The sequence below is a fragment of the Erythrobacter sp. S158 genome (assembly GCF_057364915.1).
The window spans coordinates 1,031,400-1,056,882 of sequence record NZ_CP200279.1 but is presented as its reverse complement, the minus strand read 5'-3'; the positions used below and the strand labels follow the sequence as shown (position 1 = coordinate 1,056,882).

Annotated in this window: 22 protein-coding genes; 6 read left to right on the top strand and 16 right to left on the bottom strand. The window is 60.9% G+C overall.

Translation table 11 applies throughout. From position 1 onward, the window contains the following. Positions 1-85: 85 nt before the first annotated feature. The 4 genes from AC0V6T_RS05300 to AC0V6T_RS05285 all read right to left on the bottom strand — a co-directional run bounded on the left by AC0V6T_RS05300 (position 86) and on the right by AC0V6T_RS05285 (position 8,487). Positions 86-1,882 (bottom strand): DEAD/DEAH box helicase, encoded by a 1,797-nt coding sequence (locus AC0V6T_RS05300; RefSeq protein WP_486124946.1) that lies wholly within the window; start codon positions 1,880-1,882, stop codon positions 86-88. Between the two features lie 201 nt (positions 1,883-2,083). Next, on the bottom strand, positions 2,084-3,901 hold the full coding sequence (gene lepA, locus AC0V6T_RS05295; RefSeq protein ID WP_040464787.1) for a translation elongation factor 4: 1,818 nt from the start codon (positions 3,899-3,901) through the stop codon (positions 2,084-2,086). A gap of 70 nt (positions 3,902-3,971) precedes the next feature. After that, the gene (locus AC0V6T_RS05290) at positions 3,972-6,062 is read right to left on the bottom strand and encodes a putative bifunctional diguanylate cyclase/phosphodiesterase (protein ID WP_007164434.1); all 2,091 of its coding nucleotides are present in this window, start codon (positions 6,060-6,062) and stop codon (positions 3,972-3,974) included. Between the two features lie 232 nt (positions 6,063-6,294). Beyond that, positions 6,295-8,487 (bottom strand): sensor domain-containing protein, encoded by a 2,193-nt coding sequence (locus AC0V6T_RS05285; protein ID WP_486124943.1) that lies wholly within the window; start codon positions 8,485-8,487, stop codon positions 6,295-6,297. 196 nt (positions 8,488-8,683) lie between these two features. Here AC0V6T_RS05285 and AC0V6T_RS05280 point away from each other — a divergent pair, with 196 nt between their 5' ends. Continuing rightward, a complete protein-coding gene (locus AC0V6T_RS05280) occupies positions 8,684-10,381 on the top strand; it encodes a PHA/PHB synthase family protein (RefSeq protein ID WP_486124941.1) in 1,698 nt (565 codons plus the stop codon). Between the two features lie 127 nt (positions 10,382-10,508). After that, entirely contained in the window at positions 10,509-11,375 is an 867-nt protein-coding gene (locus AC0V6T_RS05275) for an alpha/beta fold hydrolase (protein WP_486124939.1), read from the top strand. Here AC0V6T_RS05275 and AC0V6T_RS05270 read toward each other — a convergent pair. Then, complete coding sequence (locus AC0V6T_RS05270) at positions 11,372-12,268, bottom strand: alpha/beta fold hydrolase (protein ID WP_486124937.1); 897 nt, start codon at positions 12,266-12,268, stop codon at positions 11,372-11,374. The two genes, AC0V6T_RS05275 and AC0V6T_RS05270, sit on opposite strands and share 4 nt — an antisense overlap. A gap of 109 nt (positions 12,269-12,377) precedes the next feature. On the opposite strand from AC0V6T_RS05270, the gene AC0V6T_RS05265 reads away from it, so the two are divergent. Together AC0V6T_RS05265 and AC0V6T_RS05260 are read left to right on the top strand one after the other, a co-directional pair. After that, positions 12,378-14,144, top strand: coding sequence for an N-acyl-D-amino-acid deacylase family protein (locus AC0V6T_RS05265; protein WP_486124935.1), 1,767 nt, complete (start codon positions 12,378-12,380; stop codon positions 14,142-14,144). Continuing rightward, positions 14,141-14,968, top strand: a complete 828-nt coding sequence (locus AC0V6T_RS05260; RefSeq protein WP_486124933.1) for an SDR family NAD(P)-dependent oxidoreductase — start codon at positions 14,141-14,143, stop codon at positions 14,966-14,968. Before AC0V6T_RS05265 ends, AC0V6T_RS05260 begins: the two co-directional genes overlap by 4 nt. A gap of 3 nt (positions 14,969-14,971) precedes the next feature. Here AC0V6T_RS05260 and AC0V6T_RS05255 read toward each other — a convergent pair whose 3' ends face one another. The 9 genes from AC0V6T_RS05255 to AC0V6T_RS05215 all read right to left on the bottom strand — a co-directional run bounded on the left by AC0V6T_RS05255 (position 14,972) and on the right by AC0V6T_RS05215 (position 22,019). After that, on the bottom strand, positions 14,972-16,066 hold the full coding sequence (locus AC0V6T_RS05255; protein ID WP_486124931.1) for a DUF2855 family protein: 1,095 nt from the start codon (positions 16,064-16,066) through the stop codon (positions 14,972-14,974). A 38-nt stretch (positions 16,067-16,104) separates the two neighbouring features. Then, the gene (locus AC0V6T_RS05250; RefSeq protein WP_486124929.1) at positions 16,105-16,743 is read right to left on the bottom strand and encodes a glutathione S-transferase family protein; all 639 of its coding nucleotides are present in this window, start codon (positions 16,741-16,743) and stop codon (positions 16,105-16,107) included. A gap of 7 nt (positions 16,744-16,750) precedes the next feature. Beyond that, positions 16,751-17,173, bottom strand: a complete 423-nt coding sequence (locus tag AC0V6T_RS05245) for a hypothetical protein (RefSeq protein WP_486124927.1) — start codon at positions 17,171-17,173, stop codon at positions 16,751-16,753. Then, positions 17,173-18,300, bottom strand: a complete 1,128-nt coding sequence (gene dnaN / locus AC0V6T_RS05240; RefSeq protein WP_486124925.1) for a DNA polymerase III subunit beta — start codon at positions 18,298-18,300, stop codon at positions 17,173-17,175. The genes AC0V6T_RS05245 and dnaN overlap by 1 nt, the downstream gene beginning before the upstream one ends. 157 nt (positions 18,301-18,457) lie before the next feature. Further along, positions 18,458-19,006, bottom strand: a complete 549-nt coding sequence (locus AC0V6T_RS05235) for a hypothetical protein (RefSeq protein WP_486124923.1) — start codon at positions 19,004-19,006, stop codon at positions 18,458-18,460. Beyond that, positions 19,006-19,755: a 3-oxoacyl-[acyl-carrier-protein] reductase gene (fabG, locus tag AC0V6T_RS05230; protein WP_486124921.1), complete on the bottom strand. Its 750-nt coding sequence runs from the start codon at positions 19,753-19,755 to the stop codon at positions 19,006-19,008. The genes AC0V6T_RS05235 and fabG overlap by 1 nt, the downstream gene beginning before the upstream one ends. A 10-nt stretch (positions 19,756-19,765) precedes the next feature. Continuing rightward, positions 19,766-20,194, bottom strand: coding sequence for a GNAT family N-acetyltransferase (locus tag AC0V6T_RS05225; protein WP_486124919.1), 429 nt, complete (start codon positions 20,192-20,194; stop codon positions 19,766-19,768). Next, positions 20,191-21,126 carry an ACP S-malonyltransferase gene (gene fabD, locus AC0V6T_RS05220; RefSeq protein ID WP_486124917.1) on the bottom strand — a complete coding sequence of 312 codons (936 nt, stop codon included), beginning with the start codon at positions 21,124-21,126 and terminating at the stop codon, positions 20,191-20,193. Before fabD ends, AC0V6T_RS05225 begins: the two co-directional genes overlap by 4 nt. Before the next feature lie 62 nt (positions 21,127-21,188). After that, entirely contained in the window at positions 21,189-22,019 is an 831-nt protein-coding gene (locus AC0V6T_RS05215) for an LD-carboxypeptidase (RefSeq protein ID WP_486124915.1), read from the bottom strand. 55 nt (positions 22,020-22,074) lie between these two features. On the opposite strand from AC0V6T_RS05215, the gene AC0V6T_RS05210 reads away from it, so the two are divergent. Together AC0V6T_RS05210 and AC0V6T_RS05205 are read left to right on the top strand one after the other, a co-directional pair. Then, positions 22,075-23,499, top strand: a complete 1,425-nt coding sequence (locus AC0V6T_RS05210; RefSeq protein WP_486128501.1) for a glutamate ligase domain-containing protein — start codon at positions 22,075-22,077, stop codon at positions 23,497-23,499. Beyond that, entirely contained in the window at positions 23,496-23,777 is a 282-nt protein-coding gene (locus tag AC0V6T_RS05205) for a hypothetical protein (protein ID WP_007164451.1), read from the top strand. Before AC0V6T_RS05210 ends, AC0V6T_RS05205 begins: the two co-directional genes overlap by 4 nt. Here the strand turns inward: AC0V6T_RS05205 and AC0V6T_RS05200 are convergent, their stop codons facing one another. Then, positions 23,778-24,422 carry a glutathione S-transferase family protein gene (locus AC0V6T_RS05200; RefSeq protein ID WP_486124913.1) on the bottom strand — a complete coding sequence of 215 codons (645 nt, stop codon included), beginning with the start codon at positions 24,420-24,422 and terminating at the stop codon, positions 23,778-23,780. After that, positions 24,422-25,363: a DUF808 domain-containing protein gene (locus AC0V6T_RS05195; RefSeq protein ID WP_486124911.1), complete on the bottom strand. Its 942-nt coding sequence runs from the start codon at positions 25,361-25,363 to the stop codon at positions 24,422-24,424. The genes AC0V6T_RS05200 and AC0V6T_RS05195 overlap by 1 nt, the downstream gene beginning before the upstream one ends. Positions 25,364-25,483 lie beyond the last annotated feature (120 nt).

Sequence of the window (25,483 nt, the reverse complement as noted above, 5' to 3'; positions counted from 1 at the left end):
TTCGCGCAACTTTCTTGCAGAACGACTTTGTGATTAGGTCGCAGCTAAGACTAGGCTTTCGCGGCTTGGTGGCCTGACGGCGGCTTTACCGCTTGGGCTTGAACGGTTTCTTTGGGCCGTTGCCTTTGTTCGGCTTGCCATGCTTTGACTTGAAGCCCGCGCCCTTTTCACGCGGTTTGCCCTCCCTCGGGCTGGCGTTCTTGCCTTTCCCGAACGGCTTCACGAAAGGCTTGCCCGAGTGGTTCTTTCGGTTGTTCCGAGCCTCGATCCGGGGTCCTTCTGCCGATTCCTCGATCAGGATCGCGTCCTGGTCATCCTTGTCCGAAAAGGTCTGCTCAAGCGTATCGGCAAACTTGGCAGCGATGGGACGCGGTATCTGAAACCAGCTTTCGTTCTGCCCGACCCGGATCGCTCCGATTTCGTTGCGAGTGATGTGCCCACGGCGACAGATCAGCGGCAAAAGCCAGCGCGGCTCTGCATTGTGCCTGCGCCCAACACCGATCTTGAACCACACGGTGTCTTCAAAGCCGGGGCGCTGGCGCTCTTTCTTCGCCTTCTCGCGCGCCTCGGGCGTGTTGGCGAGCATCTCTTCGGGTTCGGGCAGCTCTGCCCTATGCGCTTTCACCAGAGCAGCCGCGATGTCTTCTGGCGACATGCGAGCGAGCAGTTCGCTGGCGATCGCGCGATCGTCTGCCTCGTACTCGGCCGGCTGGGTGAGCTTTTCCATGAGGCGTGCGTGATCCTTCTTGCGGATCGCCTCGGGACTGGGTGCGTCGAGCCACTGCGCCTTGATCTTCGCTCCGTTCAGCATTGCATCGACGCGCCTGCGCCGATTGTACGGCACGATGATCGCCGCCGTGCCCTTCTTGCCCGCACGGCCCGTGCGGCCCGAACGGTGCTGAAGCGTCTCGGCATCGCGCGGTGTTTCAACGTGGATAACAAGGCTGAGTGTCGGCAGGTCGATCCCGCGCGCAGCCACGTCGGTCGCAACGCATACCCGCGCACGCCGGTCGCGCATGGCCTGCAGCGCCTGGTTGCGTTCGGATTGCGAGTTCTCGCCGGAAAGCGAAACGACGCCAAAGCCCCTGTTCTGAAGCGCCGAATGAAGCCGCCGCACGCTTTCGCGCGTGGCGCAGAAACAGATTGCCGATTCCGCCTCGTGGAAGCGCAGCAGGTTCACAACCGCGTTCTCGATTTCGGACGGAGCAACGGTGATCGCCTGATAGTCGATATCGCCATGACCGCGATCCTTGCCGCCCAGCGACAGACGCAGCGCGTCCGACTGGTATTTCTGGGCAAGGCGAACGATCGCCTGAGGCATGGTGGCTGAGAACAGCAACGTGCGGCGCGTATCCGGCGTTGCGTCGAGGATTTCCTCAAGGTCCTCGCGAAAGCCCATGTCGAGCATCTCGTCGGCCTCGTCGAGAACAACGCCAATAAGCCCCGACAGGTCCAGCGCGCCGCGCTCTAGGTGATCGCGCAGACGGCCCGGCGTGCCGACAACGATGGCAGGCCCGGACCGAAGCGCGCGGCGCTCCTTGCTTGCGTCCATGCCGCCGACGCAGGTCGCGATGCGCAGGCCCGCCTTGGCGTAAAGCCAGCCAAGCTCGCGGCTCACCTGCAAGGCAAGTTCGCGGGTCGGCGCGATTGCCAGGACCAGCGGCCTCTCTTGCAGCGGCGTTCCGCTGATCTGGTCAAGAATGTCCTGCGCCAGCGCGATCCCGAAGGCGACAGTCTTGCCCGAGCCGGTCTGAGCCGAAACGATCAGGTCGCGTCCGGCGGAATCAGGGGCCATTGCGGCTGCCTGCACAGGAGTGGGTTCGGAATAGCCGCGTTCGGCCAAGGCCTCGCCAATGGCGGGCGGGAGAGTTTCAAATGACATGGTATTTCGCTTGAGTATGAGCGCGGAGTCTCGCGCTCGAAAATGGAACGAGCCGGCGCGCTCTTGGCGCTCGACTCGATTGGGCAACAGCCAGTCAGGCTCGCCCGTGAACGGGCATTGATAGCGCAAAATTGCGCGCTTGGCTTGTTTTATTTCGCAGGTGCAAAAAAGCGCCCGCTATCAACACCTTGGGTGAGCGATTTATTCCTCACCCATCCGCAGCGCGGCGATAAAGGCTTCCTGCGGGATGCTCACGTTCCCATACTCGCGCATCCGCGCCTTGCCCTTCTTCTGCTTTTCGAGAAGCTTCTTCTTACGCGTGATATCGCCGCCATAGCACTTGGCGGTGACGTCCTTGCGCAGAGCTGCGATGGTTTCGCGAGCGATGATCTTGCCGCCGATTGCAGCCTGGATCGGGATCTTGAACAGGTGCCGCGGGATGAGGTCTTTGAGGCGCTCGCACATGCCGCGGCCGCGTTCTTCAGCGACCGAACGGTGGACGATCAGCGAGAGCGCGTCGACCGGCTCATTGTTGACGAGGATGTTCATCTTCACGAGGTCGCCTTCGCGAAGGCCGATCTGCTCGTAGTCGAAGCTCGCATAGCCGCGGCTGATCGACTTCAGGCGATCGTAAAAGTCGAACACCACCTCATTGAGCGGAAGTTCATACGTCACCTGCGCGCGTCCGCCGACATAGGTGAGGTCGGTCTGGATGCCGCGGCGCTCCTGGCACAGCTTGAGGATCGAGCCGAGATAGTCATCGGGCGTGTAAATGACGGCCTTGATCCACGGTTCCTCGATGGTCGCGATGCGGGTGACATCGGGCCAGTCGGCGGGGTTGTGAATGTCGATCGTGGTCGCGTCCTCGGTCTTCGACTTGTTGAGGTGGACGCGGTAGACCACCGATGGCGCGGTGGTGATGAGGTCGAGATCGTATTCGCGCGAAAGGCGCTCCTGAATGATCTCGAGGTGAAGGAGCCCGAGAAAACCACAGCGGAAGCCGAAACCAAGCGCGGCAGAGCTTTCCATCTCAAACGAGAACGACGCATCGTTAAGGCGCAGCTTTCCGATGCTTTCGCGCAGCTTTTCAAAGTCGGCGGCATCGACCGGGAACAGGCCGCAGAACACCACCGGCTGAACTTCCTTGTAGCCCGGCAGCGCTTCGGTCGCGCCGTTCTTTACGGTGGTGATCGTGTCACCCACGCGCGCCTGTTCGACTTCCTTGATCTGAGCGGTGATGAAGCCAATCTCGCCCGGCCCCAGCTCCGGCAAATCGGTGCGCTTGGGGGTAAAGCATCCTACGCGGTCGACGAGGTGCTGCGTGCCGCCCTGCATGAACTTGATGTTCTGGCTCTTGGTCAGAACGCCTTCGATAACGCGCACCAAGATGACGACGCCGAGATACGGATCGTACCAGCTGTCGACGAGGCTCGCCTTTAAAGGCTTGTCACGTTCGCCCTTGGGAGGCGGGATCTTTGCGACCACCGCTTCGAGCACTTCTTCGATGCCGATCCCGGTCTTGGCGGACGTGAGGACCGCGTCGGACGCGTCGAGCCCGATAACTTCCTCGATCTCTTCCTTCACGCGCTCAGGTTCTGCGGCGGGAAGGTCGACCTTGTTGATGACGGATACGATCTCGTGATCGTGCTCGATCGACTGGTAGACATTGGCGAGGGTCTGGGCCTCGACTCCTTGCGCCGCATCGACCACCAGCAGCGCGCCCTCACACGCGGCAAGGCTGCGGCTGACTTCATAGGCGAAATCGACGTGGCCGGGCGTGTCCATCAGGTTGAGCTGATAGGTCTCGCCATCCTTGGCGGTGTAATTAAGGCGCACGGTCTGCGCCTTGATGGTGATGCCGCGCTCCTTCTCGATGTCCATGTTGTCGAGCACCTGCTCGGACATCTCGCGCTCAGTCAGACCGCCGGTGAATTGGATCAGCCGGTCTGCGAGCGTGGACTTGCCGTGGTCGATATGCGCGATAATCGAGAAATTGCGGATTTTTGAGAGGTCAGTCATTTGGATGCGCGTTTAGCGATCCGCTGCCTCAATGTCATTCGCGAAAATTGCAACCTGTCTGGTGGACGTCTCAGGCCGCTTCGTTTCGCGGCGGCGGGGCATAGGCGAACTGCGGGACGCTGCCCGATTGGCCAAGGCCGCCGCCCGGCATTGCCTTGTAGTCGCCCTGAGCCAAGGCTTCGAGCGGGCGCCCTGCCGAAGCGAGCGCGTAGGGGCTGACACGGTAACGGGTGCACAGTCCGCCCGAACCATCGTCGATCAGCGACTGCTCGAATTCGAGGCCTTGGATATCGCCATTGGTACGGATCACGGTTGCCACGGCCAGCTGGCCGGCACCAAGGTCGACCACGAATTGCGTGCCCTTCGGGACATTGGCGAGGCCTTGAATGAGTGCGCCGGTCTTCGAAAGATTGCGCAGCGTGACTTCGTAAGAGTGATCGTCGTGGATGATCTGGATCTTGCGGAAGACCGTGCGACGGCGTGCGCGCTTGGTGCGATCGCCGCTTGGAGCGATCTTCCACGCTTCGCCTGCAAGCTCGGCATCGACAACATCGCGGTTTACCGGCTCGGAATAGATCGGGCCTTCCATGAACTTGACGCCGCATTCCTTGAGGCGATCGAAAAGCTCTACGGATTCGATTCCGTTTGCGATCGTATCCATCTCGAGCGCTCCGGCGAGCGCGACGATTGCGCGGATAAGGCCGAGTTCTCGGCTGTCATGCTCCTCGGCCTCGGTGACCAGTTTCTCATCAATCTTGATGGTGTCAAACGGAGCGCGGCGCAGGTATGCGAGCGAGGAATAGCCTGAACCAAACTCATCGAGCGTGAGGCGAATGCCGCGCTTGAACAGGGCTGCGAGAACGCGGTCGACCACGTCGGTATCGCCGAAGAACACCGCCTCGCTGATTTCAAGCTCGAGCCGGTTGGCAGGAAGGTCAGCGTCTTCGAGCGCCTCGGACACGGCATCGACGAAGCCTTCCGATGTGAAGAGAGGAACCGGCACATTGACCGCGACGCGAATGCTGTCAGGCCATGTACTCGCCTGCTGGCACGCCTCGCGAATGGCCCAAAGGCCGACCTCGCCAACCTGACTTGAGCCGTCGAGGATCGATGCAAACTCGATCTCGTCGATCTCACCGCGCTGCTCGTGGTTCCAACAGATATGCGCTTCGAGGGCGCGAACGGTCTGGGTCGCGGCATCGACCATTGGTTCGTATTTGAGGAAAAGCTGCTCTTCGCGAACCGCTTCGCCGAGATTCTCTTCGAGCCTGCGACGGAAGATGGCTTCGTTCTCAAGCTCGCCGGAGAAGAAGCGGTACTGCCCTCGCCCACCATTCTTGGCCGCGTAAAGCGCAAGGTCGGCGTTGCGGACGATCTCGTCCATCGTCACGCCGTCATGCGGGGCAATCGCGATACCGACAGAACAGCCAATGATCGCGCGGCCTTCGTCGAGCGAATAAGGCTGCTTGAGCATCGTGATGATCTTCATCGCGATTTCGCTCAGCACGCCGCGGTCGTCCTGATCGGGGATCATCACCTGGAATTCGTCGCCGCCAAGACGTCCGATCTCGCATTCGACCTCAATCGAACGCTGAAGCCGGTCGGACACCTGACGCAGCAGCTCATCGCCTGCCGAGTGGCCGAGCGTGTCGTTGACGTGCTTAAACTTGTCGAGATCGAGCATCAGGATCGCGCAATTGCGCTTTGCCGCCTGAAATGCGGTGAGCGTCGTCTCGATCTGGTGCTTCATGCGGTGGCGGTTCGAAAGGCCGGTGAGCGAATCGTACTTCGCCAGCCGCTCGGTCTCTTCCTCGCGGTGATATTCGTCGGTTATGTCGGAACCGGTTCCCCGAAACCCAACAAAAGTCTTGCCGTTGAAGGAAGGCTGGCCCGACAGTCTGAGAACTGCGCCTTCGGGTCGCTTTTCGGCGCGCACCGCGAAGCCACTGAACGATTTGTGAGCGCCCAGCATAAGCGAAAGCGACTTGGTGCGCCCTTCCCGGTCAGCGGAAACGAACACACTGGCGAGCGGTTGGCCGATAATTTCGGAGAGCGGGAGTTCGAGGCGCTCGGCAATCGCGCTGCTCATGTAAGTGACCTTGCCGTCCTTGTCGCTTGCCCAGAACCAGCCGAGGCCGGACCTCTCAAGCTCATCAAGCATGGACAGCTTCTCGGCATCAGACAGGGCACTGGCCGCACTGCCTGCGCTAGTTTTCCTCGATGACAAGAAACCCTTGAGGGGCACCTGGCGACTTCCCTTCCCTTGCGCCCGGAATTGGACGCATTACCGTTCTTGCCCAGCCGTAAATCCGGTTGGTTATTATTAGCCTAATGACCTTAGTTAACGTGTAAAAAATCCTGACAGCTAACGCAGAAAGTGACCTGCTGCTGCGTCAGAGACCGTATTTTGTGATGTCGACTTCGAGGAAGGTCTTCGAACCGCCAGAACCACCTGTCACCGCAGCAACGTCGTTGTCGTCGATGGCCCCAAAAGCACGGCCAGCTGCTTCGATCTGATAGGGCGACACACGGTGACGCGTGCAAAGGCCACTGGAGCCATTGCTGATGAGCGGAGTTTCGAACTCAACCCCCTGGATCGACCCATCCGAACGCTTCACGGTCGCAACCGCCAGCTGGCCTCCGCCCAGATCAAGCACCACGTCCGTATCAACAGGAACATCAAGCAGCCCGTCGATCATGGCGCCGGTCTTTGAGATGTTGCGAAGGATGACATTGTAGCGCGCATCGCCGTGTACCAGGCCGATCTTGCGGAACTCGGTGTGGCGTTCGGCGCGGTATTTTTCTGGCCCGCGCGGTTTGAATTCGATTTCGCCTGTGTCGAAACGCTCCATGAGCTGTTCGAATGTCAGCGCGCCGGAGAACAAATAGCCCTGAAGAAGCCCGGCGCCATGCTGGACAACCATATTGTATTCGTCCTTGGCCTCGACCCCTTCCGCCACGGTTTCCATTCCCATCGCGGACGCCATCGAAACGATCGCTGCGACGAGAATGCCGTTATTTGCGTCCTCGGACGCGCAGCCGCGAACAAAGCTCTGGTCGATCTTGAGCTTGTCGAAAGGCGCGTTCTGCAGATAGCTCAGTGACGAATAGCCTGTTCCGAAATCGTCGAGTGCAAGGCGGATGCCGATGCGCTTCAGTTTCTTGAACTGCGCAATAGTCTCTTCCAGATCGCCGACGAATACGCTCTCGGTGATTTCGAGCTCGATACGAGACGGTTTGATCCCGGTGTCCTGAATGACCTCCTTGACCATTCCGACAAAGTTTTCGCCCTGGAACTGGATGGGAGAAACATTGACCGCCGCCCTGATTTCAGACGGACAGTGTGCCAGATCATCACAGACCTTACGCAGGACCCATTCGCCGATCTCGCCGATCATTCCCTGCTCTTCGGCGACAGGAATGAAATCCGCGGGCGAAACAAAGCCGCGATGTGGGTGTTCCCAGCGAAGCAGGGCTTCAAGGCACGACACCTTGTGCGTTCGGGCATCGACAATCGGCTGATAGTGAACCGCGAGCTCGTCATTTGCGATCGCGTCGCGAAGGTCGTCTTCGATGCGCTGGCGAAAATCGGCCTCTGCGCTCAATTCTGCCGAGTAGAACTTGAACTGGCCCCGCCCTCCGTCCTTGGCCGAGTACAGCGCCAGGTCGGCAGACTTGATCAGTTCGCTTGCGTCGATCCCGTCATATGGCGCCACCGCAATGCCGATTGAGCATCCGATAATCGCGCGTGTCCCCGCGATTGTGTATGGCTGTGAGACCATCTGGACCATTTTGTTGGCAAGATCGGCCAGTTCACCGCGATCGTCCATATCGGGAATGATGACCTGGAATTCGTCGCCCCCAAGTCGCCCAATTTCGCCGCCGCGCTGCTCATAGATGCGACCAAGCCGCTCAGCCACCTGCACCAGCAGTTCATCGCCAGCCGGGTGTCCGAGCGTGTCGTTCACCTTCTTGAACCGGTCGAGGTCCATCAGCATGATCGCCACCGAACGCTGGGACTGCTTGAAAGCGGTCAGCGTGGAGTCGAGCATGTGAGTCATGCGCGCACGGTTGGCGAGGCCTGTGAGGGAATCGAACTGCGCCGCGTGCTCCGCCTCGCGGGCTTCGGCCAGCGCCTTCGTTACATCGCGCGCAGTGCCATGAAGGCCACGAAATTCGCCTTGCGCATCAAGGCGCGGGCCGGCTGATATTTCCCACCAGACTTCCTTGTTAGCCGCCGTTATCTCGACATTGAGGCGCGAGATCGGGCTGCGTGATTTCAGGCGGAATTTGAGCGGACGCGATGTGCTTCCGGTGGCGCCCGAATTGTCGGTCGCCATGAATTCGGTCAGTTCCTTGCCGAGAAGCTCCTCGGCCTCCAACCCCAGCGTTCTGCATGCCTTTGGTGAAAGGTAAGTCAGTTGGCCCGAAGCGTCCGTTTCCCAGAACCAGCCAAGATCAGCCTTCTCCAGTCCTGCAAGCAGGTCCGCACGCCGACTGTGATCATTTGCGTCACCCGGCGAACCCTTTCGGTTGGCAGAGTCGCTCCCGCCTCCGCCGGCGAGTTTCGAAAACAATGAAGCCATTTTCCCTAACCGTAATTTCTAATGCACCAAATTCCAGTAACCATGAACTGGTGAAGGAATGGCTAACCCGGACAAACGCACGGGCCGCACTGACGCAGCGACGAGCCGACTTGCCTCTCGCCCAAAGGCACGCCATCTAGGCGCGTGACACGCGCTATATGCTTAAGCATAAGCTGCCGAAAACAAGGGGACTAGGATGTCGGAAGCCAAGGTAACGCTCGAGAACGAAGCCGCACAATCGACCAATGCGCTGGGGCCGCTGATCGGCGTTGCGCGTGAAGATTTCGTCGGCGCGGTCGCTTTGCTTCTGCGCGAGACCGCTTCCGATCCGAGCCGCGCCATGCGCCATGCGCGCACGATGGGCGAAGACATGGTCAAGATCATGACCGGCCAGAGCGACCTTGCCCCTCACCCCAAGGACAAGCGTTTCATGGACCCGGCGTGGCAGTACAACCCGTTCTTTCGGGCTGGCGCGCAGTATTATCTCGCGATCCAGAAGGGGATGAGCAATTGGCTGAAAGAGCTTGAGCTCGATGAGCTGGAGCGCAACCGCGCGAACTTCATCGCCAACATCATCCTAGACGGCATTGCGCCGACCAACACGCTCGCAGGCAACCCTGCGGCGCAAAAGCAGATCATCAATTCAGGCGGGCTTAGCCTCATCAAGGGTCTGCAGAACGCCTATAACGATCTCGTCCATAACAAGGGCATGGTCAGCCAAGTCGACAAGCGTCCGTTTAAGCTGGGCGAGAATGTCGCGACCTCGAAGGGCAACGTCGTCTACCGCGACGAGATCATGGAGCTGATCCAGTACGCGCCGACCACGGACGAAGTTTACGAAACCCCGCAGCTCACTATCCCGCCGCAGATCAACAAGATGTACATCAACGACCTCTCGCCCGAGAAGTCGGTGATCAAGTGGCAGGTCGATAACGGCATCCAGACCTTCGTGATCTCGTGGCGCAACCCGTCCAAGGAACAGGGCCACTGGGGCATGGACGACTACATCGCCGCTTGTGAGAAGGCTCTCGAAGTCACTTCCGAAATCACCGGATCGCCCAAGGTCAACGTGTCTTCGGGCTGCTCGGGCGGTCAGACGGCGGCGGTGCTCGCATCGAAGCTGGCAGCGCAGGGCAACGATATCCTCGGCACGCTGACGATGATGGTTTGCGTGCTTCACCCGAAGGCAACGGACATCGAGGCAGGCTCGCTCGTCAGTGAAAACGGCATGCAGATTGCCCGCCAGCGTGCGGAAAAGGCCGGGATCATCAAGGCCGATGATCTTGCGCGCGGTTTTGCATGGCTGCGCCCGAACGATCTCATCTGGAACTACGTCATCAACAACTACCTGCTTGGCATGGACCCGCCGGCATTCGACGTGCTGTTCTGGAACGCCGATGCGACCAACCTGTCCGCCAGCCTGATGGGCGACTTCCTGACGATTTACGAAACGCTCGCCTTCACCAAGAAGGGCGAGGTCGAGATGGCCGGACACAAGATCGACCTGTCGAAGGTGACTAGCGACCTGTTCATCCTTGGCGGCGTGACTGACCACATCACTCCGTGGAAGGCGACCTATCGCTCAACGCAGCTGTTTGGTTCGAAGGACGTCACCTACGTCCTTTCGCAGTCGGGCCACATGCAGGCGATCCTCAACCCGCCCAGCAATCCCAAAGCCAAGTACTTTGTCCAGAAGAAGAAGGGCAAGCTCCCCGCGACCGCCGATGAATGGCTGCAGGGCACCGAAGAGGTAAAGGGCAGCTGGTGGCCGCTGTGGATGGAATGGATCCAGAAACGCTCGGGGAAGAAGGTCGCAGCGCCCGAAACTGTGGGCAGCGACGCGCATCCGGCGATGGAAAGCGCTCCGGGACTCTACGTAATCGAAGAAGTCTGATAAGGCCCGTTTCAGATAACAACTAAAGAGCTTATGGGAGGCACGTTTCGCAAGGGATCTGCGATGCGTGCCTCCCACCCAAGACAGGCGCTCGGGATCACGCGCGCATCAAAAGGACGGTACGATAGTGAGCGAAACCAAGGACGACCCCATGCACGGGGCGGTCGTTTCGATGGAACAGGTGGGCGGACGCACTCTCAGGGTTGCACGCTGGCGGCTCGATGAGCCTTCCGACCATCTGCCAGTCCTTTTCTTCAACGGCATTGGCGCGAATATAGAAGCGGTCGCTCCTCTGGCAGAGGCCCTGCCAGAGCGTCCCTTCATTATGTTCGACATGCCGGGCGTTGGCGGCTCACCAGATCCGCTCATGCCGTACAACCCGTTCACGATGAGCTGGACCGCAGCGCAGCTGCTTGATCATCTCAGCGTTGGCGATGTCGATGTCATGGGCATAAGCTGGGGCGGCGGCATGGCACAGCATTTCGCGATGCAGCATGCGGGCCGCGTTCGCCGTCTGGTCCTGATCGCGACCAGCGCAGGCATGTTGATGATGCCGGGAAGCCCCAAGGCTCTGACCAAGATGGCCAACCCGCGCCGCTACGTCGACACCGACTACATGATGCAGAATTTCGAGACGCTCTATGGTGAGGGTCTTGGCGCAGGTCCGGGCAAGAAGGGGCATATGTCGCGCCTCAAGCCGCCCAGCCCGCGCGGCTACATGTACCAGCTGCTCTGCATGATCGGCTGGACCAGCGCGCCTGCCCTGCCCTTCCTGCTTAATCAGGAAACTCTGATCATGATGGGCGATGAAGATGCCATCGTGCCGCTGGCGAACGGCAAGTTCCTGAACGCGCTAATCCCCAACAGCGAGCTCAAGATCATGCTTGGCGGCGGGCACCTTTTCTTGCTGAGCCACAAGGACGAGAGCGTGGACTCGATCCGCGAATTCCTCGACCGGCCCGCAACCGAGAACGAAAGCGCCGAAGCCGCCTAGACGTCAGGAAGCCATTCGCTCAGGGCCTCGTTTATCTCGTCTGGAATGTCCTGCTGCACCCAGTGCGACGCGTGCGGGTAGCGGCGCACGGTGAGGTCGCTCACATACTCCTCCATCCCGTCGAGCACATGGATGTCGATCGCGACGTCCTGCTCGCCCCACAGGACCAGTGTCGGCACATCGACCAAGCCAGCGCCGGTATCGCGCGCATCGGGTCGGCGCAGCAGTGCGCGGTAATAGTTGAACATCGCGGTCAGAGCGCCCGGCTGCGCCGCTGCCTCGCGATAGGGCGCGACTTCTTCGCGAGTGAAGAGCGACTTGTTCACCGCTGAATCGCGGAATATCCGCCCGATCGGAGCGGCCCGGCCCCGCCCGAGCAACCATTCGGGTATCCAGGGCAGCTGGAAGAAGAATATGTACCAGCTTTTCCTGAGCTGCCGCCAATGCTTGAGCTCACGCCGCGCGCAACGCGGATGCGGCACGTTGAGGATGACGAGACGGGTGAGCGGGCGAACCTTCAGGATCGCAAAATACCACGCGATGATCGCTCCCCAGTCATGCGCGATGAGCGTGACCTCCTTTGCGCCGCTTGCATCGATGAGCGCCGCCACATCCTGCGCGAGCGTGCGCAAACGATAAGCGTCGGTCCCCACAGGCCGATCCGTCGCGCCATAGCCGCGCAGGTTCGGGGCCCAGACGCGGTAGCCCTTATCAGCCAGAACAGGCATCTGGTGCCGCCACGAATAATGCAGTTCGGGGAAGCCATGCAGGCAAAGCGCCAGATGCTCGCCCTCACCCGTCTCGGCAACTTCGAAAGTCAGCCCGTTCGCCTCCACCCAGTGAATTGCAATGCCGCTGTCTGCGGGCGGGTTCCAGCTTGGTTTTCTCTCCATGCCGCATGGCTAACACCGGTGCGCGCATCGGGCCAGTCCGAGGCCGCGCTCGTTCTGGACAAGCAGGTTTCATTGTGAGACCTTCCATGACTGAGAGAGGAGACATTTCATGCCAGCATTCGACCTCATCATCAGAGGCGGAACCATCGTCGATGGAACGGGCGCAGAGCGTTTCACCGGAGACGTCGCGGTCAAGGACGGGCTGATCGCTCAGGTCGGGACAGTAACCGGGGACGCAGCGCGCGAGATCGACGCGAGTGGCAAGATCGTGGCACCCGGCTTCGTTGACATTCACACGCATTACGATGGGCAGGCAACCTGGGATCAGGAGATGGCTCCCTCAAGCTGGCACGGCGTCACCACGGTCGTCATGGGCAATTGCGGCGTGGGCTTCGCGCCCGCCAAGCCCGACCGCCACGAATGGCTGATCAGTCTGATGGAAGGGGTCGAGGACATCCCCGGCACCGCTCTTGCCGAGGGGATTACCTGGGATTGGGAGACCTTCCCTGAGTATCTCGACGCGCTCGAAAAGCTGCCTCGCACGGTCGATATCGGCACGCATGTCCCGCATGGCGCGGTGCGCGCCTATGTGCTCGGCGACCGCGAGCAGCCGGGCGCTGTCCCGACTACCGAAGACATCGCCGAAATGAGTGCAATCGTCGAAGAGGGCGTTCGCGCCGGTGCGCTGGGTTTCTCCACCTCACGCACCGTGCTGCACAAGTCTGTCGATGGAGAGCTCGTCCCCGGCACCACCGCAACGCCGGAAGAACTGGTCGCCATCGGCCACGCCATGGGCCGCGCCAAGGATGCAGGCGGCCATGCCGTGTTCGAAATGGCAAGCGACCTCCAGCGCGACTGGAACGAGTTTGAATGGATGGGAAAATTGAGCCGCGAAGCTGGCATTCCGGTAACCTTTGCCGCGCTCGAAAGCATCGCCAAGGAAATGCCGCTCAAGGAGCAGATCGAGACGATGCGCGCCGAGAATGACAACGGCGCCAACATCGTTGCCCAGATCGCGCTTCGCGGAAACGGCATCATCATGGCGTGGCAGGGCACGGTAAATCCCTTCGTGTACCGCCCCAGCTGGCAGGCCATCGCAGAGCTTCCCTGGGAGGAGCAGAAAGCCAAGCTCCTCGATCCTGCCTTCAAGAAACAGCTGCTTTCCGAAGCCAACGACTATTCCGAAGCGCCGATGGACATCATCGGTGTTGTCATGGTCATCACCCAAGGCTGGGCGCTGCAATATGAGATGGACCCGGATTTCGATTACGAACCGGACGAAACCGCCAGCGTGAATGCGCGCGCCAAGGCCGCTGGCGTGGACCCGCAGGAATACGCCTACGACATGCTCTGCCGCGAGGATGGGACCGGCTTCATTTACCTGCCGATCCTCAACTATGCGGAAGGGAACCTCGACTTTCTTCACCCGCTCCAGCACGCCGATGACACAGTCAATTCGCTGTCCGATGGCGGCGCGCATTGCGGGACGATCTGCGACGCAGCCTCGCCCACCTTCATGCTCGAACACTGGGTTCGCGATCGCAAGCGCGGGGATCGCATCACGCTCGAAAATGCGATCAAGCGCCAGTGCCGCGACACCGCCATGCTTTATGGCCTTGAAGATCGGGGGGTCATTGCGCCGGGCTATCTCGCCGACATCAATGTGATCGACATGGAGCGCCTCAAACTGGGCCGCCCATGGCTCGCCTTCGACCTTCCCGCAGGTGGCAAGCGCCTGCTGCAAAAGGCCGACGGTTACGCCTGCACGATCAAGAACGGCGTGGTCACGTTTGAGGAAGGCAAGTGGACCGGTGAGACGCCCGGCGGCTTGATCCGAGGCCCGCAGCGCGCCGAACTGGCGGAAGCGGCCGAGTGAGCGCATTTGAACCAAAGCCCGGCGACTGGGCCGTCATCACCGGCGCTGGCCGAGGTATTGGGCGATGGCTCGCCCAGCACTTCGCCGCCAAGGGGATGAGAATCTGCGCGCTCGATATCGATGCTTACGAGGCAGAGGAAACTGCGCGCATGTGCGGCGATGCGTCGGTCGCGCATGGATGCGATGTGTCGGACGCGAAGGAAACGCAGCGCGTTGCCGAAAAGCTGATCGCGCAAGGGATCGAACCCTCGCTCCTATGGATCAATGCGGGCGTTGGCAGCGCGGATACTGTCAGCGGCGCAAAGGCGCGCACGCTCGACTGGCTCATTGGTGTGAACGTGATGGGGCCGATGCACACAGCACGCGCCTGGTTGCCCTCACTCAAGGCCCGCGACGGCGCGCGCCATGTCGGGATCACCGCGAGCTCGGCTTCGGTGACACCGGTGAGCGGACCCTTCACGCTCTACGCCACCACCAAGCAAATGGCCGCCGCCATCGGTGAAGCGCTGACCGCAGAGCTTGCCGAAGACGATATCGGGGTCACGATCCTGTGCCCCGGTATCCTCAACACTCAGATCTGGAACGCCGCGCAGGCGAGGCCCGAACGCTTCGGCGGGGCGCGGCAGAGCCCCGACGAGGTCGGCGACCACTGGCGCGCTCAGCCCGGCCCCGAGGTGCTCGCAAAGGGACTCGACGCTAATCTAGCCATGGGCGGCGGCTGGTGCATCATCCCGACGGAGCCTGACACGCAGCAGAAAATGGTCGAGCGCCACGCTGCGCAGCGCTCGGGATTGTTCAACTATGCGGTTGTAGAGCCCGATTGAGCCCTACGGCTCGACCACGATCCCCTTGGCCGGATCGACGTTGCCGCCGACCATTTCGAGATAGGTCTCACGCGCTGCGTCAATACCGGAGAGCTTGACGATCTCGACCGCTCCTTCGACCGATTGCAGGAATTGGTGCCAGGTCGCCGCCACGAGCTTGCCACCTTCGACAGGGCCGTGCTCCTTGAAGAACGCGACCGCATGGTCGGGCGCAAAGAACAAGGTTGGCTTGGGTCCGGGAAGCTCGCCATCCTCGTTGAAGCTCGAACGCGCCTCGATATGGGTTGCCCCGACGAGACACGAATATTTGAGCATGGCATTGAAGTGCTCGTGCAGTTTGCCAAGCACCTCGGCATTGCCGGCGAAGTCGACCGTGACGCAGTCGTTCAGCGAAAGCGTGCCAATCTCCGCGTAGGTGTAGACCGCGTCATAAAGACCTGTTTTTTCGACAAATTCGACATTGCCTTCGGACGTCAGGCCAACGCGCTTCACATCGGGAGAATTCTGCTTGGCAACGCTTGCAAGCCCCATCGCCGTTTTCGACGAGGCGCTTGTCAGGATCACTTCCTTCGCGCCGAACCAGCCTTCCTTGCGCATGAAGTATTCGATCAGGAAGCCGGTTTTGAACAGTGGGCCGTAAATCATGCGCTCTGCTTCACGCGCAGGGTCATGCTCCGGATCGGCGGCAAGCCGCGAGTACTGATTGTAGATCGGGCTCATCGGCTGGCGATGGTCCGCCATATCCATGAAGCCGCTGTCCGACACCTTTCCGGGAATGACATCGAGATGCGTTGCCATCGGGAGGTAACCGTAGACGCGCTCGCCAACGGCAATTTCGTCAGAGTTGCTCTCAACCACCTTGGCGTGTCCCCACATGGGGACAATGCCCTTACCCTCGGTGTCGCCGCCGGTCGGTGGGAAGAAGTTCCAGTAGCCAAATCCATCGCCCACCACTGCGTAGGTGATGTTGTTAGCCGTTACCGAAAAGCTCTCGACTTCGAGCCGGATCGCGCCGTTTGCGAGCGCGCCTGCCTCGGTTTCAACGGTTTCGGCATCGGTCAGCGCATCTTTGCGGACTTGGACTTGAGAAAGGGTCATGCGTCGGTGTCTCCTCTTTGACGAGCAGCCTTAACCGATCAAACCTCGCTTTCCCACCGTGTAGCGACGATCGAGGGGCGTTTTTCGCACGAAGCGAGCCAGCTATGCAGGCGCTCGCATTGTTCGATCCCGACCCGGCCCTGCGGGGTGAGCTGGACCGACCTGACGATCGGGTAGAGAAACACATCGGCCAGCGTAAAACCGAGCGACGTCCAGGCGCCATCTTCGCTCAATTCGCCTTCAATGTAGCCGAGCGCGCGGCTGACGGTGGGAAGCGCGCGCTGGACCTTGTCTTCGTCCAGCGGAAAGCCGCCGACGCGGTGCATGATCCACGGCACAACAAGGCCGTTCTCAAAGATCGGGAAGAGGTAGTTGTTCGCAAGCGCGATCCACTTGTCCATGACCGCCCTTGCAGCAGGTTGTGTCGGCTGAAGCGTTGAGTCGTTGTGTGCATTGTCGAGATATTGCGCGATTGCGACGCTCTCGATCAGTTCCAGCCCATCGACCTCGACCACCGGAACCTTGCCGAATGGATGGCGGTTTTGCTGAGACTGAGCGGCGGTTGCGATAGTCTCATGCGAAAGACCAGCTTCCTCGCACGTGATCTCGACGATCCGCGTATAGGTCGAAATGACCGTCCCGAAAATGCGGACTTGCGGCGGCGAGGTGTCGCCCATGGAAAGATTATCCCGCTGGCTGGCTGTCAGCCGGTGCCTCTGTTTCAGACGGCATCATCTCCGCCATCGCCCGCCCGGCACGTTCCAACCGCGCTCCGAAGGCGCGCATGCGGACCGAGCAGGTCTGCGCGATCTGTTGCGGGTCGGAAGCGGCATAGGCGGGGTAGCGGGCGGTGAAGGCCTCGGTCAATCCGGTGCCGCGCAAGGCTTCGTATCGCCCGGTAAAATAAGTGAACGCGCTGGTCAGCGCCGCACGGCTTTCCGGGGTCATCTCGGCCTGCGATTCGGCCATCAGCGCGCCGACATACATCGCGCAATCGAGGTCATCCTCGGGCGTGAAAGCGGTGTTTTCTTCCTCGCTCTGCGCGAAGCTCGCGCTTGCAAGGATGAGCAGCCCCGATCCGGCGAAAATTCCCCCCAGAAGCCTCATCACACGCGCATCGGCATGAGAACGTAGAGAGCCGGGCTCGTATCGCTTTCACGGATCAGCGTCGGTGCGCCCGCATCGGCAAGGTGAAGCTCGATCTCTTCAGCGTCGAACTGGCCAAGGATGTCCTTGAGGTAGTTCGCGTTGAAGCCGATTTCGAAACCGTCGCTCTTGTAATCGGCCATCAGCTCTTCGGCTGCGTTGCCGTTGTCAGGCGAGGTCACCGAGAGCGTCACCTTGTCCGCATCAAGCCCCATCTTGACCGCGCGGGTCTTCTCCGTTGCTATAGTCGCGACGCGGTCGACGCCTTCGAAGAACAGCTTGGGATCGACCTTCAGCAGCTTGTCGTTCCCGGTCGGAATGACGCGGCTGTAGTCAGGGAATGTGCCGTCGATCAGCTTGCTGGTCAGGACCACCCCGCCCTCACCACCAAGCGTGAAGCGGATCTTGGAAGCCGAAAGGTCGACCTGGACTGCCCCGTCGAGCGCTTCTTCGAGTAGCTTGCGAAGTTCGGCGACGGCTTTGCGTGGTACGATCACGTCAGGCATACCCTGGGCGCCATCGGGACGCGCAAGCGTGAAGCGCGCAAGGCGGTGGCCATCGGTGGCCGCAGCCTTGAGTACCGGCTCGTCTTCATCGGTCACGTGCAGGAAGATGCCGTTGAGGTAGTAACGCGTTTCCTCGGTCGAGATCGCGAAACGGGTTGCATCGATCATCTGCGCCAGCGTGCGCGCAGGGATTTCGAAGCTGGTTGGAAGGTCGCCCTCAACGATCACAGGGAAATCGTCGCGCGGCAGCGTCGGCAGCTTGAAGCGTGCGCGCCCGGCCTTGATCTCCATCCGGTTCTCGGCGGTTTCGAGGCTGACCTGAGCGCCGTCGGGGAGCTTGCGAGCGATGTCGAACAGCAAGTGCGCCGACACAGTGATAGCGCCCGGGCTTTCGACCGAAGAGGCGCTCATCGTTTCGACAACCTGCAGGTCGAGGTCGGTCGCCATGACCTTCACGCTTCCGCCGTCCGATGCATCGATCAGGACGTTGGACAGGATCGGAATGGTGTTGCGGCGCTCAACCACCGATTGAACATGAGAGAGACAACGCAGGAGCGTCGCGCGTTCGATCGTAGCCTTCATCAGCTTTCAACCTATCGTTGTTTTGTCTGCGGCCCTCAACGGATGCGGAATCGCTTCCGAAAGCGCCCTTGGTCCTGAAAACCTTAGCGCGGCTGTCACCACGGGCAAGTTTGTCGCTTTAACTGTAAGGAATGGGCTGGGGATAAGGGGGCGTTCGTCACTTCTGAGGGTCGAGGATGTCGCCAATCATGCCGATAAGATAGGCGGCGAGAGTGGTTTCCACCTTCGTTCCCTCGATCCCGCTCGCCTCGATCAAATCGTTGAATCGCTCTTCCGCTTCGGTTTCCAGCTCTTCCGGCAAGGAAAGGTTGTTGTTGAGCAGCTTCTTGACCGGGACTTGCTTCATGATCGGAAGCATGACCGCGTCTACCTGGGCAAGATCAAGCCCCATGCCTTCCAGTCGCCCGGCGGCCTCGTCCTTGAGCGCGGCGGAGATCACGATCAGCGCCGCCCGCTCCATGGCGGCTCTGTCCCCAATATCGCCGTCAAAGCATTGGAGTACGATGAGCAGGAAACCGCGCTCATCGATCTCGATCTCGGCGTCCTTCTCGTAGCTTGCGATCCACGAGCGGAAGAGGTTCGACTGGAACCCCTCCGGAGCTTCAGCGACGGCACATTCGGCGAGAGAGCCTTCCTTGGCCGATACAGCGGGCGCCGTGAAGGCAGCTGCCAGCAATCCGGCAGCGAGGAGCGTGATCCTCTTCATCAGACCATCGCCATGCCGCCGTTCACGTGGATCGTTTCGCCGGTGATATAGCCGGCCTCGCGGCTGGCGAGGAAGCTCACGGCCGCACCGATATCGTCGCCTGCGCCCATCTTGCCCATCGGAATGCGCGCGTTGATCGTCTCGGTCTGCTTTTCATCGAGCGCGGTGGTCATCGCGGTCCGGATAAAGCCAGGAGCGACGCAATTGGCGGTGATGCCGCGGCTTGCGACTTCCTGCGCGAAGCTCTTAGTCATCCCGGTCAGGCCTGCCTTCGCTGCGCAATAGTTCATCTGGCCCGGATTGCCGGTGTGTCCAACTACGCTGGTGATGTTGATGATGCGGCCAAAGCGCGCTTTCATCATGGGTCGAGCGCTGGCGCGCATCAGGCGGAAAGCGGCTTCGAGGTTGATCGAGACGACCTGGTGCCAGTCCTCATCCTTCATCCGCATGGCGAGGCCATCGCGCGTGATGCCGGCATTGTTTACGAGAATGTCGATCCCGCCCAGCGTATCGAGCGTTGCGGGGATCAATTCCTCGACCTGCTCGGTGTTGGAAAGATCGCAGGTGATCTCGACATGCTCGCCGCCATGCTCTTCATGCAGTTGCTCGCGGAAGGCGCGCAGTTTCTGGCCATTCGAGCCCGACAGCGCCACCCTCGCGCCCTGCTTCGCCAATGCAATCGCGATTGCCGAACCTATCCCGCCGCTTGCGCCGGTGACCAGCGCGTTCATTCCATCAAGCCTAAACATATCTCTCTCCTCACCAGTCGAGGTAATAAATCACTGCATCTTCGCGCGTGTGGCCGAAACTTTCATAGAGGCCGCGCGCAGGCACGTTGTCGGTTTCAGTCCCCAACCAAATCTCATCAATGCCCTCGGCATCGGCGCGTTCGAAGAGTTTCTCGATCAAGGCGCGCGCAATACCCTTACGTCGCCAATCGTCGCCTGTGCCGATCTCGTCAAGGAACAGTTCGGTCGGTTTGTCGGGATGGTCGTGGATGACTGCCATGAGCATGCCTACCACCAGCGCCTCATGCATCGCGACCGCCATCCAGTTGGCGGGGCCTGCGAGATACCGGGCTAGGCGCTCTGGATCGATGGCGTGGTCGAATGTGCCCGGCGCGACACGCGTGAGCAGGTGCGCGTTTTCCCGGTTGATCCAGTGGGTGGAGAAATCGAGCTTGCTCAAAGCGTCTTGGCGAACCCCTCCAGGTCATCCATTGAAATCAGGCTGTCGGTGGCCGCTTCCTTGTCGATCCGGCCGATCATGGGGCCAAGCACCTTGCCGCCCAGTTCGACGAAACGCTCAACACCGTCGGCGCGCATGGCGATCACGCTCTCGCGCCAGCGCACGCGGCCTGTGACCTGCTCGACCAGCAGATTGCGCTCTTCTTCCGGGTCCGACACCTTCGTCGCGGTGACATTGGCGTAGACCGGCAGGGCCAGTTCTCCCGGAGGCGTTTCGGCGAGCGCTTCGGCCATTCGGTCGGCGGCTGGCTGCATGAGCGAGCAATGGAAAGGTGCGGAAACCGGCAGAGCGATGCCGCGCTTGATGCCGTGGTCCTTCGCCATCGCGATGGCTCGGTCGATGGCGCTCTTGTGGCCCGAGATGACGACCTGAGTGGGATCGTTGTCATTCGCGACCTCGCACACGTCCTGTTCGGAAGCGGCGGCAGCAAGCGCTGCGGCTTTCTCGACGTCAGCACCGAGAAGCGCAGCCATGCCGCCCTCACCCACAGGCACGGCCGCCTGCATCGCGCTTCCGCGGAGCTTCAGCAGGCGCGCGGTGGTCGCAAGGTCGAAAGCGCCGACAGCGCAAAGCGCGCTGTATTCGCCGAGCGAGTGGCCGGCGACGCAAGATCCGGTCTCCGCCAGCTTCTTGCCGAAATCATTCTCAAGCACGCGCAGGGTCGCAATCGCATTAGCCATGATTGCAGGCTGTGCGTTTTCGGTGAGGGTGAGCTGGTCCTCGGGTCCGTCGCGCATGATGGCCGAGAGTTTCATGCCAAGCGAATCGTCGACCTCTTCGAAAACCTCGCGCGCGGCGGCGCTGGCGGCGGCGAGCTCGGTGCCCATGCCTACCTTTTGGCTGCCCTGCCCCGGAAAAACGAATGCAATCATGTGAGTATCCCCGTCATTACATCAGGGCTCTTGCGGCCCCGTTTTGAGTTAGCCCCGCGCCGTTAGGAGCCTCGCGCAGGCCCTGCAAGTCCGAACGGCACAACCCTGTTGGCAGCGGTGTGTCCGATCTCGGCGCGGCCAAGGTAGGGCACGCCCATGCGGTCGCACCAGTATTTCGCAATCTCCTCCTCGTTCTGACCGAACTCGACATAGTTTTCGGGCACCGCTGTCACCGCCCCCAGCCTGATCCCGGCGATACGCGGCAGGCTGCCTGCCAGAGCGAAGAACATGCGGTCGATGGCGTAGAGGTGCTCGGCGACTTCCTCGACCATTACGACATGACCGGTGAGGTCGGGCATGGCAGGCGTCTTGGCGAGCATGGCAAGCGTGATGAGATTGAAGGCCGCAGCTGGCGTGACGCCATCTAGGCTCGGTTCTAACCCTGAATTGTCTCCGCCGAACCAGCGCAGCACACGCCGAACCGCCTCGCGACCTGTCTCGGACCTTGCGCTTACCGGCATCGAACCATGCGCGCACTGGCCGATGCCTGCCTTGTAGAGCGCGCCGAGAAGGTAGCCGCAGTCGGAAAAGCCGACATACGTTTTCTGCCGCGCGTTTGCGTTCATCTGGGCGACGGCGGCCTCGGCGATGCGGTTCGAGCCATATCCCCCCTTGGCGAACCACACGGCGTCGAATTGCGGATCGTTCGCGCAATCGAGCAATGCCGACAGGCGCGTCAGGTCATCGCCTGCAAAATGACCTTGTTCGGCAAAGCATTGCTCGTGAAAGGTGACGCTGACACCGGGAAACTCATCGGCGACCAACTGCCTCAGCGCATCGGCATGGTCGCGGGTAATCGGCGTTGCGGGCGCACAAATGGCGATATTCGTCATGTGGGGAGCCTATGGCGCTTGTCAGTCACTGTGCAAGCCCATAACCTTTGCAATCATGGATCGCGACAATGTTGATGCGCCGGATGCGCACCCTCTGTTTTTCTGCGGAATCGGTGGATCGGGCATGCTCCCGCTCGCCCAGATTGCGCATGGGCTAGGTATTGAAGTGGCCGGGTCCGACCGGTCATACGATCAGGGCCGCACGCCCGAAAAGTTCGCTTGGCTGGCAGACAACGGCTTCGAACTCTTCCCACAAGATGGGAGCGGGATCACATCGGGAAAGCAGATCCTGATCGCCTCCGCTGCGGTCGAGGACACAGTACCCGAAGTGCGCCTTGCGAAGGAACTTGGCTGCGAGCGCATGAGCCGCGCCGAATTGCTCTCCAACCTGTTCAACCGCGCCGAGCATTCGGTTGCTGTCGGCGGGACGTCGGGCAAGTCGACCGTCACCGGAATGATCGCATGGATCATGGCCGAAGCTGGCCGCGACCCAACGGTCATGAACGGCGCGGTGATGAAGAACTTCGCCGACGGCTCCAATCCTTTCGCGTCGGCGCGGATGGGCTCGGGCAGGAGTTTCGTCAGTGAGGTCGACGAAAGCGACGGCTCGATTGCGCTCTATCGTCCCAGCGTCGGGGTTCTTCTGAACGTGAGCCTCGACCACAAAAGCATCGAGGAACTGCGCCAGCTATTCGGCGATTATGTCGCGATATCTGATCGTGCGGTCATCAATTTCGACAACGAGGAAGCCCGCTTCCTTGCCGAGCGCGCAAAGAACGTCGTCAGCTTCGCGGTGCACGATCAGAGCGCGGATATCACGGTCGAACCGGAATCGATCGAGCAGGACGCGCTCGGCATCAGGGCAGCGGTGATCGACAACCGCACGCGCGAAGTGTTCCCGCTAATCCTGCCGATGCCGGGAATGCACAACCTCTCGAACGCGCTTGCAGCTATCGCGGCGGCGAGTGCCTCGGGGATCGAGGTGCGCTCAGCTGTCTACGTGCTCAAGGATTTTGCAGGCCTTGCCCGGCGTTTCGACGTGGTCGGGACGAGCGCCTCCGGCATTACTGTGATTGACGATTTCGGCCATAATCCGGAGAAATGCGCCGCGACCCTGCGCACGCTGAAGGCCACCGAGGGCCGCGTGATCGCTTTCTTCCAGCCGCATGGATATGGTCCGCTCAAGCAGATGGGTCATGAGCTCGCGGAGACCTTCGCGAAGGAGCTAGGCGCGGACGACATCACGATCATGTGCGATCCCGTGTATTTCGGCGGCACCGTCGACCGAAGCGAAGGGACAGAGCGGATCATCGCCCTGATCGAGGAGCATGGCGGAACAGCCGAGCATATCCCCGAACGCGAGGCTTGCGGCGACCGGATCATCGAAATCGCCAGGCCCGGCGACCGCATCGTCATCATGGGCGCGCGCGACGACACGCTCAGCACCTTTGCGCGCAGCATATTCGAGCGGCTCGCATGAGCATCTACGAACGGGCTCGCCAGCACGCATGGTTCATGGCCGGGGCGCTCGTGCTGTCAGTGCTGTTCGTGATGTTGGTTGAACGCACCTTCGGCCATTCGAGCATCGCTTTCGGCATTGCGATTATCGGCCTCGTCTTCGCCAATCGGCGGATGCTCACCTACAATTGCCCGAGCTGCGGGAAGAACCTGTTCTTTCGCGGGATATTTGCGGTTCCGTGGCCGAACAAGACCTGCGGCAAATGCGGAACGCAGCTCGCACCTTCTTCCGATACCTAATCAGGCCGAAAGCGCCTTCAACCCCGCCTCTTCGCGAGCCACTGCCCGCTTGTAGGCCTCTCGCTGCGTCAAGCGCTCGCGATAAGCCTTGAGGCTGTCGGGCACGCGCTCGTCCAGACCTACCCTGCCCGCCAGCACCAGCGCGTAACCAACGCAGATATCGGCCACGGTGAAACGATCTGCGCACAGATATTCGCGCCCATCCAGGCGCCGCTCTACTTTCACCAAGCGCTTCTCGAACCACTTGGCATAAGCAACGCCAGCATCGCCCCAGCCTTTTGCCTTCTCGAAGATCGCAAAGCGCATGTAGACCGTCTGCGGGAAGGTGATCGTCGCATCGGCGTGGTAGGTGTAGTCCAGATATTCAGCATAGTCGGCTTCACCCGGAGCGACGACGAGATCGTCAGAGCCGCCCTTCACCGCCAGATAATGCGCGATGGCGCAGCTCTCGGTCATCTGCACCTCGCCTTCGACCAGCATCGGGACTGTGCCAAGCGGGTTGATGTCGAGGTATTCGGGCGCGAGGTGGCGCGGTGGGAACGGCAGCACCTTGAGATCGAGATCTACTCCCGCTTCCTCCGCCGCCCAGGTCGCCCGCAGCCCGCGCGAACCGGCGCAGGTGTAAAGCGTCAGCCCGCCTGCCATCAGTGAGCACCCTCATAACCGATGACTTTGTGGAGCAGGATCGCGATCACGAAACCCAGACCAAGCCCCAGCACCGCCGAAACGCCAGCATAAGTCACCCACCCGGCCACACCGGAGATCGCTGTCAGCGCGCCAGCCGCGGCATATTCTGCACCGTGTGCAATTTCGTAGAACAGATCGAAGCCGATCTCGTGCGTGCCGTGGATGATGATCCCGCCGCCGACCCATAGCATCGCGATAGTGCCGATGAAGGAAAGCGCGATCAGCAATTTGGGAACGAAAGCCACCAGCCCCTCGCCGAAACTGCGCGTCGCGGCGCTGTCTGACTTGGTAAGAGACAGGCCGATATCGTCCAGCTTCACGATGATCGCGACTGTACCGTAGACGAGAACCGTAACAGCCACCGCGACGAGAGCCAGCGCCAGCCCGCGCTCCCACCACGTCGGCAGATCGAGTTCATTCAACACGATCGCCATGATTTCGGCAGATAGGATCAGGTCAGTGCGAATAGCGCCAGAAATGCGCTGCTTCTCGAACTCGACCGGGTCCTCAATCACATCCTCGACCGTCTTGCCGTGTTTGTCACCGCCAAGCTTCTCCATGACCTTTTCGGCGCCCTCGTAACAAAGGAAGGCGCCGCCCAGCATCAGGATGTAGATGATCAGCCAGGGCAGGAACTCTGAAAGCAGGATCGCGCCGGGTAAGAGAATCACCAACTTGTTGAACAAGCTGCCCTTGGTGATCGCCCAGATGATCGGCAATTCACGCGCCGGGGAAAGACCCGTGACGTAGCTCGGCGTGACGGCGGCATCGTCTATGACCACCCCCGCAGTCTTCGAGCCCGCCTTACCGGCTGCAGCAGCGATATCGTCGGCCGATGCAGCCGCAGCGCGCGCAATGACTGCAACGTCGTCGAATAAAGCGACCAGACCTGATGGCATTCATGTTCCCCTTTATATGTGCCTTCCCAACTGCCGCTTGGCCCCGCTGTTCCCGGCGCACAAGACTTGCATTACCGGCGAAAACCGTTATGTGCGCGCATCCGCTTCTTCCGGGAGGCG

Coding starts and splice junctions, on each gene's coding strand:
- AC0V6T_RS05300 (WP_486124946.1), bottom strand. CDS start 1,882: ATGTCATTTGAAACTCTCCCGCCCGCCATTGGCGAGGCCTTGGCCGAA.
- AC0V6T_RS05235 (WP_486124923.1), bottom strand. CDS start 19,006: ATGAAGAGGATCACGCTCCTCGCTGCCGGATTGCTGGCAGCTGCCTTC.
- AC0V6T_RS05200 (WP_486124913.1), bottom strand. CDS start 24,422: ATGGCAGGCGGGCTGACGCTTTACACCTGCGCCGGTTCGCGCGGGCTG.
- AC0V6T_RS05280 (WP_486124941.1), top strand. CDS start 8,684: ATGTCGGAAGCCAAGGTAACGCTCGAGAACGAAGCCGCACAATCGACC.
- fabG (WP_486124921.1), bottom strand. CDS start 19,755: ATGTTTAGGCTTGATGGAATGAACGCGCTGGTCACCGGCGCAAGCGGC.
- lepA (WP_040464787.1), bottom strand. CDS start 3,901: ATGACTGACCTCTCAAAAATCCGCAATTTCTCGATTATCGCGCATATC.
- AC0V6T_RS05195 (WP_486124911.1), bottom strand. CDS start 25,363: ATGCCATCAGGTCTGGTCGCTTTATTCGACGACGTTGCAGTCATTGCG.
- AC0V6T_RS05285 (WP_486124943.1), bottom strand. CDS start 8,487: ATGGCTTCATTGTTTTCGAAACTCGCCGGCGGAGGCGGGAGCGACTCT.
- fabD (WP_486124917.1), bottom strand. CDS start 21,126: ATGATTGCATTCGTTTTTCCGGGGCAGGGCAGCCAAAAGGTAGGCATG.
- AC0V6T_RS05245 (WP_486124927.1), bottom strand. CDS start 17,173: ATGAGGCTTCTGGGGGGAATTTTCGCCGGATCGGGGCTGCTCATCCTT.
- AC0V6T_RS05250 (WP_486124929.1), bottom strand. CDS start 16,743: ATGGGCGACACCTCGCCGCCGCAAGTCCGCATTTTCGGGACGGTCATT.
- dnaN (WP_486124925.1), bottom strand. CDS start 18,300: ATGAAGGCTACGATCGAACGCGCGACGCTCCTGCGTTGTCTCTCTCAT.
- AC0V6T_RS05215 (WP_486124915.1), bottom strand. CDS start 22,019: ATGACGAATATCGCCATTTGTGCGCCCGCAACGCCGATTACCCGCGAC.
- AC0V6T_RS05205 (WP_007164451.1), top strand. CDS start 23,496: ATGAGCATCTACGAACGGGCTCGCCAGCACGCATGGTTCATGGCCGGG.
- AC0V6T_RS05255 (WP_486124931.1), bottom strand. CDS start 16,066: ATGACCCTTTCTCAAGTCCAAGTCCGCAAAGATGCGCTGACCGATGCC.
- AC0V6T_RS05290 (WP_007164434.1), bottom strand. CDS start 6,062: ATGCTTGATGAGCTTGAGAGGTCCGGCCTCGGCTGGTTCTGGGCAAGC.
- AC0V6T_RS05265 (WP_486124935.1), top strand. CDS start 12,378: ATGCCAGCATTCGACCTCATCATCAGAGGCGGAACCATCGTCGATGGA.
- AC0V6T_RS05210 (WP_486128501.1), top strand. CDS start 22,075: ATGGATCGCGACAATGTTGATGCGCCGGATGCGCACCCTCTGTTTTTC.
- AC0V6T_RS05270 (WP_486124937.1), bottom strand. CDS start 12,268: ATGGAGAGAAAACCAAGCTGGAACCCGCCCGCAGACAGCGGCATTGCA.